The sequence below is a fragment of the Brevibacterium antiquum genome (genome assembly GCF_016107655.1).
Taxonomy (GTDB): Bacteria; Actinomycetota; Actinomycetes; order Actinomycetales; family Brevibacteriaceae; genus Brevibacterium; species Brevibacterium antiquum.
On record NZ_JABASX010000006.1, the window covers coordinates 149,019 to 166,767 of the forward strand.

17 protein-coding genes are annotated in these 17,749 nt (G+C 63.6%); 10 read left to right on the top strand and 7 right to left on the bottom strand.

The genetic code is table 11. The features are described 5' to 3' along the window. Positions 1 to 27: 27 nt before the first annotated feature. The 3 genes from JFC13_RS11675 to JFC13_RS11685 all read right to left on the bottom strand — a co-directional run bounded on the left by JFC13_RS11675 (position 28) and on the right by JFC13_RS11685 (position 3,475). Positions 28 to 1,545: a PepSY-associated TM helix domain-containing protein gene (locus tag JFC13_RS11675; protein ID WP_198397246.1), complete on the bottom strand. Its 1,518-nt coding sequence runs from the start codon at positions 1,543 to 1,545 to the stop codon at positions 28 to 30. A gap of 100 nt (positions 1,546 to 1,645) precedes the next feature. After that, entirely contained in the window at positions 1,646 to 2,275 is a 630-nt protein-coding gene (locus tag JFC13_RS11680; protein WP_332839395.1) for a hypothetical protein, read from the bottom strand. A 252-nt stretch (positions 2,276 to 2,527) separates the two neighbouring features. Continuing rightward, positions 2,528 to 3,475 carry a ketopantoate reductase family protein gene (locus JFC13_RS11685; RefSeq protein ID WP_232488532.1) on the bottom strand — a complete coding sequence of 316 codons (948 nt, stop codon included), beginning with the start codon at positions 3,473 to 3,475 and terminating at the stop codon, positions 2,528 to 2,530. A gap of 132 nt (positions 3,476 to 3,607) precedes the next feature. Here JFC13_RS11685 and JFC13_RS11690 point away from each other — a divergent pair, with 132 nt between their 5' ends. After that, positions 3,608 to 4,261 (top strand): TetR/AcrR family transcriptional regulator, encoded by a 654-nt coding sequence (locus JFC13_RS11690; protein WP_198397247.1) that lies wholly within the window; start codon positions 3,608 to 3,610, stop codon positions 4,259 to 4,261. Between the two features lie 38 nt (positions 4,262 to 4,299). Here the strand turns inward: JFC13_RS11690 and JFC13_RS11695 are convergent, their stop codons facing one another. The 3 genes from JFC13_RS11695 to JFC13_RS11705 all read right to left on the bottom strand — a co-directional run bounded on the left by JFC13_RS11695 (position 4,300) and on the right by JFC13_RS11705 (position 6,699). Continuing rightward, positions 4,300 to 5,151 carry an aldo/keto reductase gene (locus tag JFC13_RS11695; RefSeq protein ID WP_198397248.1) on the bottom strand — a complete coding sequence of 284 codons (852 nt, stop codon included), beginning with the start codon at positions 5,149 to 5,151 and terminating at the stop codon, positions 4,300 to 4,302. A 172-nt stretch (positions 5,152 to 5,323) separates the two neighbouring features. Then, positions 5,324 to 6,274 (bottom strand): phosphoglycerate dehydrogenase, encoded by a 951-nt coding sequence (locus tag JFC13_RS11700; RefSeq protein ID WP_198397249.1) that lies wholly within the window; start codon positions 6,272 to 6,274, stop codon positions 5,324 to 5,326. Between the two features lie 14 nt (positions 6,275 to 6,288). After that, the gene (locus tag JFC13_RS11705; protein ID WP_232488533.1) at positions 6,289 to 6,699 is read right to left on the bottom strand and encodes an MmcQ/YjbR family DNA-binding protein; all 411 of its coding nucleotides are present in this window, start codon (positions 6,697 to 6,699) and stop codon (positions 6,289 to 6,291) included. 58 nt (positions 6,700 to 6,757) lie between these two features. Here JFC13_RS11705 and JFC13_RS11710 point away from each other — a divergent pair, with 58 nt between their 5' ends. Both JFC13_RS11710 and JFC13_RS11715 read left to right on the top strand, forming a co-directional pair. Continuing rightward, complete coding sequence (locus tag JFC13_RS11710) at positions 6,758 to 7,642, top strand: divalent metal cation transporter (protein WP_198397250.1); 885 nt, start codon at positions 6,758 to 6,760, stop codon at positions 7,640 to 7,642. A gap of 143 nt (positions 7,643 to 7,785) precedes the next feature. Then, on the top strand, positions 7,786 to 8,931 hold the full coding sequence (locus tag JFC13_RS11715; protein ID WP_198397251.1) for an SLC13 family permease: 1,146 nt from the start codon (positions 7,786 to 7,788) through the stop codon (positions 8,929 to 8,931). 30 nt (positions 8,932 to 8,961) lie between these two features. Here JFC13_RS11715 and JFC13_RS11720 read toward each other — a convergent pair whose 3' ends face one another. After that, complete coding sequence (locus JFC13_RS11720; protein WP_198397252.1) at positions 8,962 to 9,729, bottom strand: GntR family transcriptional regulator; 768 nt, start codon at positions 9,727 to 9,729, stop codon at positions 8,962 to 8,964. A 205-nt stretch (positions 9,730 to 9,934) separates the two neighbouring features. Between JFC13_RS11720 and JFC13_RS11725 the strand changes: the two genes are divergently transcribed. The 7 genes from JFC13_RS11725 (at position 9,935) to JFC13_RS11755 (ending at position 17,674) form a co-directional block, all read left to right on the top strand. Then, entirely contained in the window at positions 9,935 to 11,119 is a 1,185-nt protein-coding gene (locus JFC13_RS11725; RefSeq protein ID WP_198397253.1) for a TIGR03364 family FAD-dependent oxidoreductase, read from the top strand. 89 nt (positions 11,120 to 11,208) lie between these two features. Continuing rightward, positions 11,209 to 12,150 carry a phosphate/phosphite/phosphonate ABC transporter substrate-binding protein gene (locus JFC13_RS11730; RefSeq protein ID WP_198397254.1) on the top strand — a complete coding sequence of 314 codons (942 nt, stop codon included), beginning with the start codon at positions 11,209 to 11,211 and terminating at the stop codon, positions 12,148 to 12,150. An 11-nt stretch (positions 12,151 to 12,161) separates the two neighbouring features. Continuing rightward, on the top strand, positions 12,162 to 13,121 hold the full coding sequence (gene phnC, locus JFC13_RS11735; RefSeq protein ID WP_232488534.1) for a phosphonate ABC transporter ATP-binding protein: 960 nt from the start codon (positions 12,162 to 12,164) through the stop codon (positions 13,119 to 13,121). Then, positions 13,121 to 14,800 carry a phosphonate ABC transporter, permease protein PhnE gene (gene phnE, locus JFC13_RS11740; protein ID WP_198397255.1) on the top strand — a complete coding sequence of 560 codons (1,680 nt, stop codon included), beginning with the start codon at positions 13,121 to 13,123 and terminating at the stop codon, positions 14,798 to 14,800. Before phnC ends, phnE begins: the two co-directional genes overlap by 1 nt. An 83-nt stretch (positions 14,801 to 14,883) precedes the next feature. Beyond that, positions 14,884 to 15,588 carry a phosphonatase-like hydrolase gene (locus JFC13_RS11745; protein ID WP_198397256.1) on the top strand — a complete coding sequence of 235 codons (705 nt, stop codon included), beginning with the start codon at positions 14,884 to 14,886 and terminating at the stop codon, positions 15,586 to 15,588. Continuing rightward, complete coding sequence (locus JFC13_RS11750; protein ID WP_198397257.1) at positions 15,585 to 16,703, top strand: alcohol dehydrogenase catalytic domain-containing protein; 1,119 nt, start codon at positions 15,585 to 15,587, stop codon at positions 16,701 to 16,703. Before JFC13_RS11745 ends, JFC13_RS11750 begins: the two co-directional genes overlap by 4 nt. A 92-nt stretch (positions 16,704 to 16,795) precedes the next feature. Beyond that, a complete protein-coding gene (locus tag JFC13_RS11755) occupies positions 16,796 to 17,674 on the top strand; it encodes a LysR family transcriptional regulator (RefSeq protein ID WP_198397258.1) in 879 nt (292 codons plus the stop codon). The last annotated feature ends 75 nt before the right edge of the window (positions 17,675 to 17,749 follow it).

The window sequence follows — 17,749 nt, forward strand, 5'->3', positions numbered from 1 at the left end:
GAGATCAGTCGGTCCGGCGTTCTGGTCTCACCTGCGGGCTCGCCTCCTAGCCCACATCGCCAGCACACCGTCAACAATGAGGAACCCAACAAGGCTGATCCCCACCATCGGCAGGAATACCCCGATCCCCACCGCAACGAGCGCGACTGCAGCCACCGACCACCAGGATGCCTTCGTCAGCGCACCACGGACAGGTGTGACGCCGAATTTCTTGCTCGGATCATGCTTGGGTCGGCGCTGCCACCACATCACATAGCCCCACACGACCATGGACGCGATTGCGATTGCGAGGACGACGAGGACGATCTGGTTGGCCAGGCCGAACATGGTTCCCATGTGCATGTCGATGCCCCACCGCGCAAGCTTCGACGCGAACCCGTAGTCGGAGAAGTCGACGCGGTCGGTGATCTCCATGGTCTTGGCATCGACCGCCACGGCATCGACCTCGGTGGGGAAGCTGCGTTGGATCTCTTGGACGACCCATGCCGAATCAGCATCGACCGGAGGTAGAATTTCGACGAGTCCGGTGTTGACGTTGATATCGCGCGCCATGGCCAGAGTCATGTCGAAATCGGCCGGGTCGATTCCGCCAGCATCAGTCGCACCAGTTTGTCCCATGTGAGCGCCGTCGTCGTGGCCCTCGTGGCCCGCGTGGCCCGCGTGACCTGCCTGCCCCTCGTGGCCTGCCTGCCCCTCTTGGCCTGCCTGCCCTCCAGCGCCCGACTCCCCCATTGCCGATTCTCGATCGAGATCCGTGGAGACCGCAGGCGTCGACCAGTCCAGCGCCGCCCGCAGCTTCGTCACATTGTCTCCACCCAGCTGGGACCAGGTGATGCCGGTGGCGGACAGGAACAGCATCCCGATCGCCGCCCACACTCCGACAGAGGCGTGCCATGAGAAGGTGCGGCGAATGCCCTTGTGCTTCATGTTCGGCCGCAGCATCACTGAAGCATTCCGCGTCTTACGGGCGCGCATCACCCACAGGCACAGTCCCGCGACTGCGATGATGCCCAACCAAGATGCGGCGAGTTCGCTGTAGTAGCGCCCGAAGTCGCCGAGGTGAAGGCTGCGGTGCAGCTGATCGACCCAGGTTCTCAACGGCAGGGACCCCGAGGTCCCGTACACGGTCAGGTCGCCCTTGACCTCGGCGGTGGTGGGATCGATGAAGATCGCCCGGGATTCGCTCTCGTCCAGGTTCGGGTCCTCGAACATCACCCGGGTCGTGGTTCCGGGTTCCGGTGCCGGACGCACAGCGCTGATGGCCTCGCCTCCCCCGGTGTAGGTTGTCGCGGCCGCGACCTGGTCGGCCAGCGGCAGGACGGGACCTGTCGCCTGTGTGGTCAGCTCATCTGCGTAGACGACCTCTTCGATCTGCGGGCTGATCGCATACAGGGCGCCGCTGAGTGCGGCGATGAGGATGAAGGGACCGACGAAGATTCCCGCGTAGAAGTGGAGACGGCGCAGGAGTTGGCCGAACCAGCCTCGGCGGGGTGTTCGTGGAGTGGTCCGCCCGGTTTCGGGCAGGGATGAAACAGGTGTGGTCATGGTGAAGCTTTCTGTGGAGTGCGCTCGACCGCGCTGAAAGGCGGTCAGGCGAGCGCGCGCCAACGGAAGTCCGCCGGCGCTGAGGTCAGAGATCTTGAGGTCAGAAAGCTTCCACGGGTGGTCCTCTGGTGAGGACAGGAGAGCGCAGAACGCCGAGGTGGCGAGGCAGGATCCGGGAGACGCCGAGGTGGGGCCTGGGTCCGGTCGGAACCGGCATCGGCCGCACCGCAGTGGGCAGAAGTGCGTGGATGACGAGTCGGAGAAAACTGCTGATCTTCGTCGGCAGTGCTTCCGCCCAGTAGATCACGGCGATGGTGAGGACGGCCGCGACGAGGTGCGCCAGGAGCATCGCCGGTGAAGCATGTGCATGCATGCCACTGCTTGTGCTCGACGCTGTCATTGCACCGGACATTCCGGGCATCGCCCCGTGTCCTGCCCCGGACATCATTGCGGCCGTGGCGGCCGGATCAGAATGGTGCAGCGCATGCTGTGCAACGGCGTTCGTCGGCGCGTGGTTCCCGGACATCGGGGTGAAGACGGAGAAGAGCAGGTGGAACAGTGACTGACTGGCCAGCACGGACAGGGACAGCCGCGGCAATGACAACCGCCGGCCGGTAAGGAGAACGCAGACCAGAGTCGACAGAGCCAGGGGCACCACGACACCCATTGCCGTGGGCAGGGAACCGCCTCCGACCACGTGAGAAGTCAGTGCCACGAAGGTGGCGAACACTGCAGCGCCGGCCCCGCGCAGGGCACGTTGACCACGCGATGCACCCGGATCTTGCGGCGCGCTCGAACTCCGCGCCTCGCACGACCCCCTCGGGCCGCGGGAGTTCAGTGTGCGTCGGCTCTGCGGCTGGGATCTCACAAGGAACATTCTCACACGGACGACGTCACCACCTCGGCGATATCGACGATTCGATACCCCCTAACCGCGCCGAGGCCTCCTTACCGCGCCGAGGCCTCCTTACCGCGCCGAGGCCTACCTGAAGGCCGGCTCATTCTCCGCCAGCTTCGGAACCGCGACTCCCAACCGTCGGGCGTCGGCGAGGACATCGCGAGGGTAGACGGCTTGCGCCTCATAGTTGATATGGCCGGTGGACTGCGCCTGGTCCATGATGACGCTGAACATGTTGTCGCCGGTGAGCAGTTTCTGCATCGCGAAGCCGATAGCTCCTGCGGGAATATATGTCGCCGCAGCAGCGCCGAGTCTCGAGGTGCCGCCCTTCGCTGTGAGCACCGGGATCATCTCCCGCACAAGTCGCACAACTTCCTGCAGTGCGGGGCGCGAGCGGACGAGCGCGTCGAAGCTTCCCATCCGCAGCCATCCGATCATGATTCCGGCATCGAGGATGAAGTGGAACCACAGCCAGCTGCGGAAGTCTTTCACCTCGGAGATTGAGAACCCGGCCGTGGTGAAGAGGTCTCGGATGGCTCGATGTCTGTCGGTGCGGCTCGAACCATCGATGTCGCCGAGGAATATGCTCTTGACGAATCCGCCGTGCAGGGAGTTGCCGGAATACCCACCTCCTCCGCCCGGGAACCCCCAGACGATCTGCTCGCGGGGCAGACCAGCCACGGCGGCAGCAGGCTCGGCCCAGATGTTATTGAAGATGAGGACGGTGGCTCGGCCGACTCGGCTGCTGAGGAAGTCGATCACGGTATCCAACTGGTCGTGATTGACGCTGACGATGATGAGGTCGTAGTCGTGATCCGGTTCGAGGTCCTCTCGCAGCGTGATGGGCCAATTCTCGTGAACCGGCTTCCCTTTCCCAGAGGCCCGGCCGTCCCTGATGTCCAGATCGACCGAGGACCCGAAATCGTCCGATCGTCCGGGGCGGACATAGAAGTCGATCTCGTTTCCTGCCTTCTCCAGGGCCCATCCGTACAGTGTCGAAATGACTCCGCGACCGAACATCAGAATCTTCATATCTGCGTCTCTCCTCTGCACCGTTCGGCGCTTCTCAACTCTCCACAATATGTGGAAGATGGTTTCCACTTACATATAGACTAAGCAGTGATCCCATCGCCGCATTCCGTTTTCACGGAAGTGAGAGAAGAAATGGCCGAGACGACTCAGATCGACCGCCCCAAGCTGCGTGCGGATGCCGCGGACAACAGAGCGCGGATCCTCGCAGCGGCGCGCGAGATCTTCACCGAGCGTGGCATCGACGTGCCCATGACCGCGATTGCCCGTCGGGCAGGAGTGGGCGCCGCAACCCTGTTCCGACGCTTCCCTGATCGCCGATCACTGATCTCCGAAGTGTTCGCCACTCAGCTCACACATTGCGAATCGGTCCTCGGCGACGCCGTGGCCGATCCAGATCCCTGGAATGGGTTCTGTACTTTCGTCGAAGATCTCGGCCGAATGCAGATCGAGGATCGCGGGTTCACCGAGGCGTTCCTCTCAGCCTTCGCCGAGGACGCGGGAATTGATGAGAAGCGCCTGCACGCGGAAGCGGCCTTCGCAGACCTGGTCGATCGTGCTCAGCAGGCAGGCAGGCTCCGACCCGACTTCAGTCCCAGCGACCTCATGCTGATCTTCCTCGCCAACGGCGGCGTCAGCGGGGCCCCACCCGAACATGCTCACGACCTCTCACGACGGCTCATCGCCTATCTTCTGCAGAGTTTCGAGGCGAATGGTCAGCAGGCCGGACGATCACTTCCCGGACCAAGCAGCATGGGGCTCGGCGAAGTCTTCGCCGAGCCCCAGTGAGCGTTCAACCTCGGTCACCGTTCAGCCCAGGTGACTGCTCACATCTCTTCGTGGGTCAGCGGGTCACGGTTCTTCATCCGACCGCGCTCTAGGCCGGAGATGGCAGCCACCTCGTCGGGAGCAAGAGAGAAGCCGAAGATATCGGCGTTGAGCCTCTGCCGGTCAGGGTTGGCCGACTTCGGGATCGGCAGGCTGCCGACCTCGAGGTGCCAGCGCAGAACCACCTGAGCCGGCTCGACCCCATGAGCCTGAGCCGCCTCGGCGATGGGAGCCTCGTCGAACAGACCCTGGTCGCGGTACAGCGGTGACCAGGATTCTGTTTGGACGCCGATGGATTCGTGGAAGGCGATGAGCGTGCTCTGCGGGAAGTAGGGGTGGAGTTCGATCTGGTTGACCGCCGGAGTCACCCCGGTCTCCGCGATGAGCTGTTCGAGCATGGGCTCGGTGAAGTTCGAGACTCCGATCGAGGTCACCAGGCCGCGTTCGCGTAGTTCGATGAGTCCGCGCCAGGTCTCGACGTATTTGCCTACGCTGGGGTTGGGCCAGTGGATGAGATGAAGGTCGAGGCGCTCGAGTTCGAGCCTGGCCAGAGATTCCTCGGTGCTGGCGATCGTTTCGTCGAAGCCGTGATGACGACCCGGAACCTTGCTCGTGATGAAGAGTTCGTCCCGACCGACCGTGGAATCGATGACGGCCCGACCGACTTCGCGCTCATTCTCGTAGTTGACTGCAGTGTCGAGGAGCCGGTATCCGTTGTCGATGCCGGCAATGATCGCGCCGATCCCCTCGGCGTCGCGCATGGCGTATGTGCCGAGGCCGATCTGGGGGATGGTCGCCCCGTCGTTGAGTTCAAGGGTCGGAATCGCTGAGCTGTGCTCTGAAGTGGACATGCCCCAACCCTATGACCGCCGAGGTGGTTCGGGCCAGAGGTCACGCGGCAGCGAGGTAAGTGGCCCTCTGGCCGTGCGGCGTCGAGACAACGGCGGAGCGTCGTAACCGTTGCGTGTGCACAGCAGTCTCGGCGCTCCACCCGTGTCTCGGTACGCTGAATGCACACTGAGCTCAGACGACCGTGCCCCTGGGCGTCTTCCCGTCGAGCACGTCGATGACGGCCTGAGCTGCCGCGACCCCGGCGCGTTCCCTGGCCTCCAGCGTCTGTCCGGCGAGGTGGGAAGTGATGACGACATTGCTCATCGCCCGCAGCGGGTTGTCCGCCACGAGAGGTTCACACTGGAACACGTCGAGCCCTGCGCCGGCGATCTCACCGGCTTTGAGTGCGGCGACCAGCGCTTCTTCATCGACGAGGGAGCCGCGGGCCGTGTTGACGAGGATCGCGGAGTTCTTCATCGCAGCGAAGCTCGCCGCATCGACGATCGGATCGCCCTTACCCGCCCGACTGTGGAGAGTCAGGTAGTCGGCGGAGCCGATCGTCGCGTCGAAGTCAGCGAACTCAACGCTCGGCGATACGTCGGTGCCTACGTCGGGGTGGGCAGTGGAGACGAGGACTCGCATGCCCAGGGCCGCACCGAGAGCCGCTATCGCTCGGCCGCTGGGCCCGTAGCCGATGACGCCCAGCGTCTTTCCTCGCAGCTCTGTTCCCGCCTCACGTGGCCAAACACCCTTGCCCACGTCCTCGAACACAGAGCCGAGACGCCGGGCGCAGGAGAGCATGAGGGCAAGCGTCATCTCGGCGACCGCGTGATGGTTGACTCCCGGTGTGTTGCAGACACGGATGCCGAGTTCGCCCGCCGCATCGATGTCGACATTGTCGTAGCCGACTCCGGCACGGGCGATGACCTTCAAGGTGGGAGCGGCCGCAAGCATCTGAGCCGTCACCGGTTCACTCGCGGCGATCGCGCCGACGGCACCGGCGAACAGCGCCAGCTTCTCATCATCTGTGCGAGTTCCCCTCGCAGGTGAGTAGACCGGTTCGAGGCCGCGCTCCCGCAGCATTGTATCGACGGTGCCGCCTGGGCGGAGATAGTCCGTGGTGATGACAATGCGATTGCTCATGTGTTCGAGGATAGCTACGTCTGCGAAGGCGGCGCCTCCGAAGCCAACTGGCGGACCAGACCTGCCGGAGCGGTATTCCGATAGGAATCGGTCAGCAGCTCACGAACCTCGTCCTCATTGAGGCTCTCCATTTCGAGACCGATCCACCCGGTCGGACCCAGGTACATGGGAACGAAGGCATCCGGTCGCTCCATCAGCACCTCGGCGTCCATCGGATCAGGCAGAATGAGCAGCGCCTGCGGATGCTGTTCCATGCCACCCGTGACGAGCTTCCGTGTGCCTCCGAAGTGAGCGAAGATCTTCTTCGTGAAGAACGCAGGTCGCCCATGCGAGACCTTCTCCTGCACCTCGGGAAGGCTCAAAGCGATCTCTCGGAGGCGCGCCAGCTGCGGGTCGTCGGGGTCGAACATCTGCGGATGTGCCATGGGCCCACCCTATTCATGGTTTCAGTCACTGGCTAGAGCAGAATTCCTTGCCGCGCATGTGTCGAGGTTCTATCCATGGGCGATCGGCATTGCAGCACTCATCAGCGGTCACCTTCTCAATGGCTGCATGATCAAGGGCGCAGGTGAGGCGGTCGCCAAAATCGTCACTGTCGGCAACCCGTTCCTGTGGTCGTGCATTCTGGTCGTGGCCAGCATCTTCGTCATCGGCCGCAACGTCTACAACACCATCGAAAAGGGCATGAAGCTCCTGCTGGCAATGATGACGGTGGTCTTCCTCGGGCTGGCAATCTACTCGGTCCCCGATGTCGGCGAGCTCATTCAGGGAACCATCGGCTTCGGAATCCCGGCCAACACCGGCGTGTTCGGCATCTCCGCCGCCATCGTCATCAGCCTCTCCATCTGGGTGGTGGGCGCCGAGATCCTCAGGCCCCAGGGAATCCAGGTCTCAAGCCTCGATGACATCTCACAAGCTCTGACCATTCATCTCGGAGCCTTCGGCGGAGTCATCTTCTACTTGGGTGCTTTCGGCATTCTCTACAGCAGCGTCATCGGCTTCGCCAATGGCTTCCCGAAGGTGATCATCGACTGTCTGCACATCATCCTCCCTTCAAGGCGCGAACAGTACGGCACCAAGTTCGAAGATGATCCTCTGTTCAAATGGTTCAGCCTCTTCATCCTCATCTCCCCCATCCTGTGGTCCGTGCCTGGGACGCCGGGATTTGTGGAAATGGCTGTGTTCGTCACCGGACTGCAGGCCATCATCGTTCCGCTCGTGGCCATCGGGCTGCTGATCCTGGCGAACAAGACGAGCCATTTCGGCAAGCACAAGGTCAATCTGTTCGTGAACATCATCCTGGTGGCGACGACACTTCTCACCATCTGGGTGACCATTCAGGTGCTCATCGGCTGGTTCGCCGGTTGAGCCCGACGGTCACGGACGCCCGCTGGGTGGTCGGACACCGCGTCCCGAGTTGAGCCGAGATGTCAGAGATCTCGCTCTGACGGGCTCCTGCGGACTACTGTGCAGATGTGAGCGAAGCGAGTTCAGTCCCTTCCCCTCAGCGTGTGACCAGGATCGTGCCCTGGGTCTTCTTGGGCGCGGCCGTTGTCGTCGTCGCCACTGGCCTGCTGCCCTTCGCCGACGCCGCCGAATTGGCCACGACGACCGGCCCCGTACTGATCTTCGTCGTCGCCATGACCATCGTCGCCGAGCTCGCCAGCACCGCCGGCGTCTTCACCGTCATCGCCGAACAGCTGGCCGCCTGGGGTCGCGGCCGGGTGATGCTGCTCTGGATCTTCGTCCTCATCATGATCACCCTGACTACGGCCTTCATGTCACTGGACACCACAGCGGTGCTCATCACTCCGATCATCGTGGTGCTGGCCAGACATGTCGGGCGCTCGCCGCTGCCGTTCGCCCTGGCGACGGTGTGGCTGGCCAACACGGCCTCCCTCTTCCTGCCGGTGTCGAACCTGACCAATCTGCTCGCCGCCGATACCTTCGGCAGCACTCCGTTCGCCTTCGTTCGCGCACTGTGGGTACCCGCTCTCGTAGCCGTGGTCATGACCATCGGGATGCTCACTCTCATCCACCGAGGTTCCCTCACCGGCCGATTCGAACTATCGGAGCGGACCCGGATTTCGGACCGCCCTCTGCTGGTGGTGGGCTTGATCGTCGTTGCAGTGATGCTGCCGCTGCTCGTGTCCGGACTCCCGGTCGCGGTCGTGGCCTGCGGCGCAGCCCTGGTCCTGGTCGCGGCATTCGCCGTCAGAAACAGGGATGTACTCGGATTCGGATTGGTGCCGTGGCGCACGGTCGTCTTCGCAGGCAGTCTCTTCGTGCTCGTCACGGCGGCCGAGGCCCACGGGCTCACTTCTGCTCTGACCGCGGCTTCGGGTTCCGGCGAGGACTTCTGGGCTCTGCTGCGGCTGGCGGCGTTCGGTGCTCTCGGCGCCAATGCCGTGAACAATCTCCCTGCGTTCCTGGCGTTGTCGACGGCCGCTGAGACTCCGCTGCGGATGGGTGCGCTGCTCATCGGGGTCAACCTCGCACCCCTGGTCTCACCGTGGGCGTCACTGGCCACCCTGCTGTGGCATCAGCGGCTCAGTCGCATGGGCGTGGAGATCTCCTGGCGCAGGTTCATGCTGCTGGGGCTGCTGCTCGTCGTGTTCATCATCCCATCCACGGTGTTGGTTCTGTGGGTCTCGTGAATCTATCGCAGGGTGCCGAGGACCTCATCATCAGACGTCGCCGAGGTGGGTCGACGTCAGGGCCATCGAGCTGGGGTTGCCCCTGGTGGAGTTCATCGTGAAGCTGGCCTTCCACGGAAGATAGCGGTCGTCCGAGGACTCGATCAGTTCGCCGGCGCTCGTGAACGCGCGCCGGCGAACCCGCAGCAGCGGCGTGCCGACCGGAACCTCGAGCAGAGCGGCATCGTCCTCGTTGGCTCCGATCGCATCGATGGTCCGTGAGGTTCGACTGATGTCGACGCCCTGGTCGATGAGTTCCTGGTAGATCGAACCTGAATCGGTGTCGAAGGCAAGCACGTGGCGCCCGACTTCGAGGGGATAGTTCAAACGCTCCACCATGGTGGGCACATCATCCATGAGGCGGAGCCGGAACACGGAGACGACCGGATCACCGTCGGGGATGCGCAGGCTCGCCGCCAAGGACTTCTCGGCGGGCCTTCGAATGACCCACTGGGTGCACTGACCCGGGACGATGTCGGCGTTGTGGCACCACTGGGAGAACGAGATGATGTCGTCGAAGGACTGGGTGGGCACATTGTCGAGGACGACCGTCCGGCGCCCTCTCCCGGAGGAGATCAGTCCCTCAGTCCGCAGAGTCGACATCGCCTGTCGAACCGGGCCGCGGGAACTGGTGAACTTCCGGGTGAGCTCTGCTTCGGAGGGAAGTTCGTCCCCGGGCTGAAAATAGCCCTCACGAATCGCCGTTCGCAGGTAATGTGCGATCTCGTCGTGCTGCTGTCGCGTGCGCTGCTGAGTCATGTGTGCTGGTCTCGTCGGGGTCGGGGATGGGGGCACGTGCTTCCAAGGGTGCTGCGGTTCGAGCGGGGCTCTCCTCTACTTCCTATTCCCGCCGAATGAACCGAGAGTGCTCCTCGGGATCTTCGACATCACGTTCAGATGAACAATCGTCAAACTTGTACATACATGTGGTCATCGTACGGCAGAGAGCGACCAAGATGGGGGAATGTCGAAATCAGATCTCATCATCGTAGGCTCCGGAATCCTGGGCCTGGCCACCGCATTCCGCGCACACCAGCAGGGCCGCAGGGTCCATGTCATCGATCGCTCCGCTCGCCCTGTGGGCTCCTCCATCCAGAACTTCGGACACGCGTGCTTCACCGGACAGGCAGACGCAGCCCAGGACCTGGCCATGAAGTCTCGTGCCGGCTGGCGAGAGGTCGCCGCCGCGACCGGAATCTGGGCCGCAGAGACCGGCTCCTTCATTCCCGCCATGACCGAACCAGAGCTTCGCGTCCTCCAGGAATTCGCCGATCACCGGGGTCCGGATCAGGCAACGATGCTCAGCGCAGAGGAGGTGGCTGCGGCCATCGGGAACCCGAGCCTGGGCGCGATCGGCGGGGCCCACCTGCCCCTGGACATGCGAGTCGACCCGCGTGAGGCCGCCCCCGCAATTGCCGACTGGCTGGCCAGTGAAGGTGTCGATTTCACCTGGAACACCACCGTCACCGAGGTGGGCGGCGGCACCGTGTCCACCAACCGAGGCGATGTCCACGGCAAGCAGGTCGTCGTCTGTCCCGGCTACCAGCTCACCTCCCTGTTCCCCCGGATCGCCGAGACACATGGGGTGCGCATCTGCACGCTCGTCATGTCCCTGATCGAGCGACCGCCGCAGACCCCCGCAGGGTTCGCCATGCTCACTGGCACCTCGCTGGCCCGCTACGACGGTTTCGCCGCCATGCCCGGGGCATCGGCTCTGCGGGAGGATCTCGCCCAACGGCAACCCGAGCTCGTCGATGTCATCGCCAACCTCATGGTCACTGATATCGCCGACGGACTGCTCGTCGGCGACTCCCACGCCTATGCCCTCAGTCCTGAGCCCTTCATCGACGAACACGTCGGCAACCTGCTGCTCGAGCGCGCCACCAGCATGCTCGGCATCGCTGAACCCCTCGTTCACCAACGGTGGCTCGGCCAGTATGCGGACAGCGCCGAGACCAACCTGATCCTCGAACACCCCGATGAGCAGACGACGGTCGCCGTGGTCACCTCGGGCATCGGGATGACCCTGTCCTTCGGGATCGCGGACCGCATCCTCGGTGGGGACACAGCCGCGACGGGAACGAGACCTGCGCCGCATTCATCTCCCCTCACCCCAACCGCCGGTGAAGTTGTCATGTCAGATCGGTGAACAGGCACGAATTGTATAGACATGTTGTTTCGAGTTGTCGAAGAATGGCACCAAGCGATCATCCCGACCACTCGAAAGGCAGGCCGCCCATGGCCCTGTTCCCACGTTTCCGATCCCGCACCGTCCGCTCACTCACGGCTGCAGCCCTCGCGCTTCCTCTGCTTGCCGCCTGCGGCTCCTCAGGCGACGAGGGTGACACCATCACCTTCGCCGCAGTCCCTGCCGAGTCCTCCTCCACGCTGGAGTCGACCTTCGAAAACGTCACCGCTCTGCTCGAGGAGGAGACCGGCAAGAAGGTCGAGTTCCAGAATGCCTCCGACTACGCGGCCGTCATCGAGGGGATGCGCGCAGGCCAGATCGATGCCGCCTCGTTCGGCCCGTTCGCCTATGTCATCGCCAAGGACTCCGGCATCGACATGGAACCGGCAGCCGCTCCGACCCACGACGCAGACAAGGCCCCGGCCTACACGTCTCTGGCCTACGTCAAGAAGGGTTCGGACATCAAGGGCCTCAGCGACCTCAAGGGCAAGAACGTCTGCTTCGTCGACAAGGCCTCCACCTCCGGTTACCTCGTGCCGATGAAGGGGATCATGGACGAGGGCCTCGACATGGAGCAGGACTTGAAGCAGATTCTGACCGGCGGTCATGACGCCTCGCTGCTGTCCCTGGACTCCGGAGAATGCGATGCTGCCTTCGCCCACGACACCATGCTGGGCACCCTCGAAGAGTCCGAGCAGGTGAAGGCGGGCAGCCTGGAGGCGGTGTGGGAGTCCGATCCCATCACGGAGGACCCGATTGCGGTCAACAACGACTCCCTCGATCCAGAGCTGGCCAAGCAGATCACCACGGTCCTGCGGGAGAAGGCCAACGTCCCGGCCATGGTCGAGGCGGGAATCTGTTCCTCGAAGGATGACTGCGTCCTGCCCGAAGAGATCGAATACGGCTACAAACCCGTCGATGACTCGGACTTCGATTCGATCCGAGACATCTGTGACGCCACCCAGGCAGACGCCTGCAAGAACATCGGCTAGGAGAGACACCCATGAGCAATCATCGAAATGCCAGCAGCACCAAGAACGCTGAACTCCAGCGAGAGATCGACGATATCTACGCCGTCCAACTCGACCACGTGACCAAGGACTTCGGCGGCGGAGTCCTCGGACTCGACGACGTCAACATCGGATTCCGCACCGGCAGGGTCACTGTCCTGCTCGGGTTGTCCGGCTCCGGGAAATCGACGCTCCTGCGTCACATCAACGGCTTGCACACCCCCACCTCGGGCACCGTGCGCGTCCTGGGTCAGGACATGAGTTCAGCAGGGAAACGAGGACTGCGGGACCTGCGCCGAAACATCGGCGTGATCTTCCAGTCCTTCAACCTCGTCGGACCGATGTCCGTGCTGGAGAACGTCTGCGCCGGCCAGCTGGGCTCTCTCAAGGGGCCCCGGATCTCGCTGATGATGTACCCGAAGTCCGTGCGCCGGGAGGCCATCGAGAAGCTCGACCGCGTTGGTCTGGCCGATCGTGCCTACCAGCGAGCGGACACCCTGTCCGGAGGTCAGCAGCAGCGCGTGGCGATTGCCCGTGCGCTCATGCAGCACCCGACGGTGCTGCTGGCCGATGAGCCAGTGGCCTCGCTGGATCCGGTCTCGGCTCTTGACGTGATCAATCTGCTGCGCCAGATCGCCGCGGAAGACGATCTCACCGTCATCGCCTCACTCCATCAGGTCCAGCTCGCCATCGAGTTCGCCGATCGGATCATCGGCCTGCGCAGTGGCCAGGCGGTCCTCGATCGCACCACCGAGGGCCTGAGTGCCGACGAGGCGTCGACGATCTATTCGAGCGTCTCCGGAATGGACCTCGCCGAGGCTGCGGTCGGTCCCCGAGCAGAAGCCGAGTCTTCTTCCGCTTCGTCAGACCCGACGATCACATCACCCAGGGTCAGCGCCTCACATCATGTCAGCGCATTGCGCCCCGCGGCCGTGTCAGGTGTGACTCACTGATGCCCACGCTCGTCGAGACCCCGCTCGAGGCTCCGACGCCGCCGGCGCGTCCGCGTCCGACCGGACACAGCATCGCCACCGTCATCGTGATGATCGTCCTGGTCATCGGAGGCGTATGGTCGATCGGTTCTCTCGGCATCGATCTGGGCACCATCGTCGACTCCGTCGACAATGCGGGACGCTTCCTTGCCCGCGTGTTCCCTCTCGACTTCCCGCCTGTGTCAGAGACTCTCTCGCTGGTGTTCGAGACCTTGGCCATCGTCTTCCTTGCCACGCTGCTCTCGGTCGCACTGTCCGTTCCGGTGGCTCTGGCCGCCGCCCGACCGACCCGCTGGGGAGTCACCTCGCAGTGGGTCGCGCGCGCTCTGACTGTGCTGGCTCGGGCAATCCCCGATCTGGTGCTCGCGATCATCTTCCTGCGCATGTTCGGCCTCGGAGCCACCGCCGGAATCATCGCCATGGGCATCCATTCGGTCGGCATGATCGCCAAGCTCTACGCCGATGCAATCGAGGAACTCGACGACGGCCCCCGTGAGTCAATGGAGTCCCTCGGCGCTGGCAGTGCTCAGCAGATCATGGCGGCCATTCCACAGACACTGATGCCGCAGCTCGTCGCGACGGCGCTGCACCGGTTCGATATCAATCTGCGCACCTCGGTACTGCTGGGCTACGTCGGCGTCGGAGGCATCGGCCTGGCGATCGCCGATTCCCTGCGGACGCTGGACTATCAGCGGGGTATGGCCCTGGCCGTGCTGGTCCTGCTGCTGTGCATCGGCATCGAACTGCTCTCGGGAGGCATCCGGGCAGCGCTGATGAGATCGGCCGGACAGAGGATCACCGGTGGCACCTGGGTCGATCACCTGTTCAACCGCGGCCGCGAATCGGGTGTCAACGATCTCCACCTCACGCCGCCGTGGAGTTCGGCGCGGTTCAAGCGCTTCCTCTCGATTGCGCTCATTGTGATCTTCACTGTGGCGGCCCTGTGGCGCGTGGATGTGTCCTGGTCAGCACTCGCGCAGGGGCTTCTCGACTTGCCGAAAACCCTGGCGCTGTTCTTCCCGCCATCAGCCGGCGGGTCCATGTCCAACCTCTTTGAACAGCTGTTGGTGACTATCCAGATCTCGCTCGCGGCCACTCTCATCGGTGCCGTTCTCGCTCTTCCGATCGGCATCCTCGCCGCCCGCAATGCCGTCGCGAACGTCTATGTGCACCAAAGTTTCCGCGTGATCATCGTGATCGTGCGCGGCATTCCCGAGCTTATCCTCGCGATCATCTTCGTTGTCATCTCCGGCCTGGGTGAGGTCGCCGGAACCTTGGCGCTGTCGATCGGGGCGATCGGCCTGCTCTCGAAGCTCATCGCCGATTCGCTGGAGGAGACGGACACCCAGGTGCAAGAGGCGCTGCGGGCGACCGGTGCCAGCGAGGCGCAGGTGTTCTTCTCGGCCACTCTGCGTCAGGCGGCCCCGGCGTTCGTTGCCCACACGATGTACCTGCTCGACAACAACATCCGCTCAGCCACACTCCTCGGAGTCGTCGGAGCCGGAGGCATCGGATTCCTACTGCTCAACGCTTCGCGGGTCAACCAGTTCGATGTGGTCACCATGGTGCTCATCCTCATGGTCGCTGTCGTCCTCGCAGTCGAAGCACTGTCGATGTGGCTGCGCCAGGCCGTTCGCTGACAGTCCCGTCATTTCACACATCCCACCTGCACGCATTGATCCACCACAGACACGCATCGATCCACCACAGAAGGAGAAACACCATGATTGAACTCGCCATCTTCGACATGGCCGGCACCACCATCGACGACCGAGACGAGGTCTACCGCGTTCTGCGGGAGGCCACGGAACGCGAAGGTGCGAACTACACAGACGAGGTGTTCCAGAAGTGGATGGGCACTGAGAAGAAGTGGGCGATCGAAAACCTGCTCCGCCTCGGCGGGGTCGACGTCGATGACGAACTCCACGAGAAGACCTGGGAATGGTTCCGAACCGAACTGCGCCGCACCTATACCGACAATCCGCCGAAGCCTCTGCCCGGGATCGAGGAAGCACTGACGACTCTGCGCGAACAAGGCATCAAGGTCGCCCTGACGACCGGGTTCGCCCGGGAGATCGCCGATCTCATCTTCGCCTCCATGGGATGGGAGCAGGGCGAGACCTTCGACGCTTCTGCCTGCGGCGACGAGGTCGAGGCCGGTCGGCCGGCACCCGACATGATCGAGAGGGTCATGAAGGAACTCGGAGTGGATGAGACAGCAGCGGTCGTCAGCGTCGGCGACACCTCGGCGGATGTGCAGGCGGCCCTGCGCGCCGGAGTCACCTCGGTCGGTGTGCTCACCGGGCACCTCACGCGTGAGGACTTCGCCGCCGAAGGTGCCCACCTCGTTCTCGATTCCGTTGCGGAGCTTCCCGACGCTCTGGCCGACCTGCCGACTTCAGCAACCTCAGCCGGGGTGAACCAGTGACGGCGCAGGTTCAATCGCGGGTTCAGTCACAGTCTCCGGTTCAGGCCTCCCCGGCCGACACCTCAGTGAAGGCGGAGGCCTCGGCGAATGTTGAGGTCGCCGCGGACACGGTCCGGGCCGTCGTCTGGCTCGGCAGGGATCAATTCGAGACTCAGTCCTTCGACTTCCCGGACCTTGCTGCGGGCGAGAGCCTCATCCGCCTGTCCACTGCCACCGTCTGCGGCTCAGATCGGCACACCGTGCGCGGGCGTCGCCCCGGAGCATGCCCCTCCGTGCTCGGCCACGAGGGCGTCGGCGTGGTAGAAGATTCGCGGGCCGGCCTCCCGCTCGGCCAACGCGTGGTCTTCTCTGTCACCTCGGTGTGCGAGGAATGCGAGAAATGCAGGCGCGGACTCAGCGCAAAATGCGAGTCGGTGGCCAAGGTCGGTCACGAATCCACCGACAGCGGCTGGACGCTGTCCGGCACCTACGCCTCACATATCCACCTGCCCCGGGGCGTGGCAGCCGTCCCGGTACCGGATTCGGTGCCCGACGCCGTGGCCTCCACAGCAGGGTGTGCCGTCGCCACCGTCATGGCGATGTTGGAGGCCGCCGGTGATCTGCGAGGCCGCCGGGTCTTCGTCAACGGGCTCGGAATGCTGGGGCTCACAGCAGTGGCCGCCGCCCAGTCCCGCGGCGCCGCCGAGGTGCTCGCCTTCGACCCTACGCCGCGGCGCCAGGATCTGGCCCTATTCACCGGGGCGAGCACGATCATGGAAGACGAAATGCCCGCGGATGTCGATGTTGCACTCGAACTCTCCGGCACCACCTCGGGCGTAGAGACCTGTGTTGCCAGCCTGGGAATCGGCGGTACCGCAGTTCTCGCCGGAAGCGTGAGCCCGGGACCGAACATCGAGATCAGCCCCGAACAGCTCGTGCGAGGTTGGCGCACCATCACGGGTGTGCACAACTTCGAACCACACCACCTGCAGGAAGCCGTCGACTTCCTGGCGGCTGACGGCGGTGATATGCCGTGGGAGTACATTCTCGGCGGCCCGATCGGACTGTCAGACCTGGCGCAGGAATTCGCCGAGCCGAGTCCGGGGCTGCGAACCGTGGTGCACATCGACGGGTGAGAGGCTGTGCTCGCAGCAAGGTGAGAGGTGGGGTCGGCGGATACACTGCAGAACAGCAGCGGCACGAGACCCCGAAAGAAATCGAGCGAGCAATGCAGTTCACCCTAGCCCAGGTCACCGGCTTCATCGCTGTGGCCGAAAATCTCCACTTCGGACGCGCCGCTGAGGAGCTCAATATGACTCAGCCGCCGCTGAGTCGGCAGATACAGAAGCTCGAGAAGTCCATCGGTGTCCATCTCTTCGAACGCAACAACCGCACGGTGACCCTGACGCCAGCGGGGGAGGCCTTCCTCGCAGAAGCCTACGGCCTGCTTGCCTCTGTCGAACGCGCACCTCGGCGCGCACAGAAGATCGCCGAGGGATCGTGGGGGCAGATCACCATCGGCTGCACAGCAGTCTCGACCTTCGGCGTCCTCGGCAGTTTGGTGTCGACACTGGCGCAGCGACTTCCGGGCGTCAGCGTCGAGATCGCTGAAATGGTCACGGCTGAGCAGGTCAAGGCACTGTCGGAAGGGCGGATCGACATCGGCCTGGGCCGGGTGGGCAGAATACCGGAGACCATCGACGCTGCCCTCGTACTCTCGGAACAGCTGGTCCTCGCAGTCCCATCGGACCACGAATTCGCCGCACGGGAGTCGATTGCGACGACGGACATCTCCGGGCAGAGGCTGCTCATGCATGATGCCACGAAAGCTCGATACTTCTACGACCTCACCGTTCGTTACATTGATGTCGAGGCCAATGAGGTCGCTCACTCCCTCAGCCAGATTCTGACCATCGTCAATCTCGTGGCAGCTGGCCGAGGTATCGCCGTCGTCTCCGAATCCGCTGCGCGCCTCGGCGTGGAAGGCGTGACATACGTGCCGCTGCGAGGCGCCCCACGTGATGTCGTGGAGCTGCATGCGATCTGGAATCCCGAGTCGCGCAACCCCGCACTGAAGGAAGTCCTCAGCCTCATCCGCGACGAGTAGAAGCAATACTTTTAGAGTATCAATGCATATATAAATAATCTTGGACAGGAATCACTCGGCGTTCCTACAGTGGGA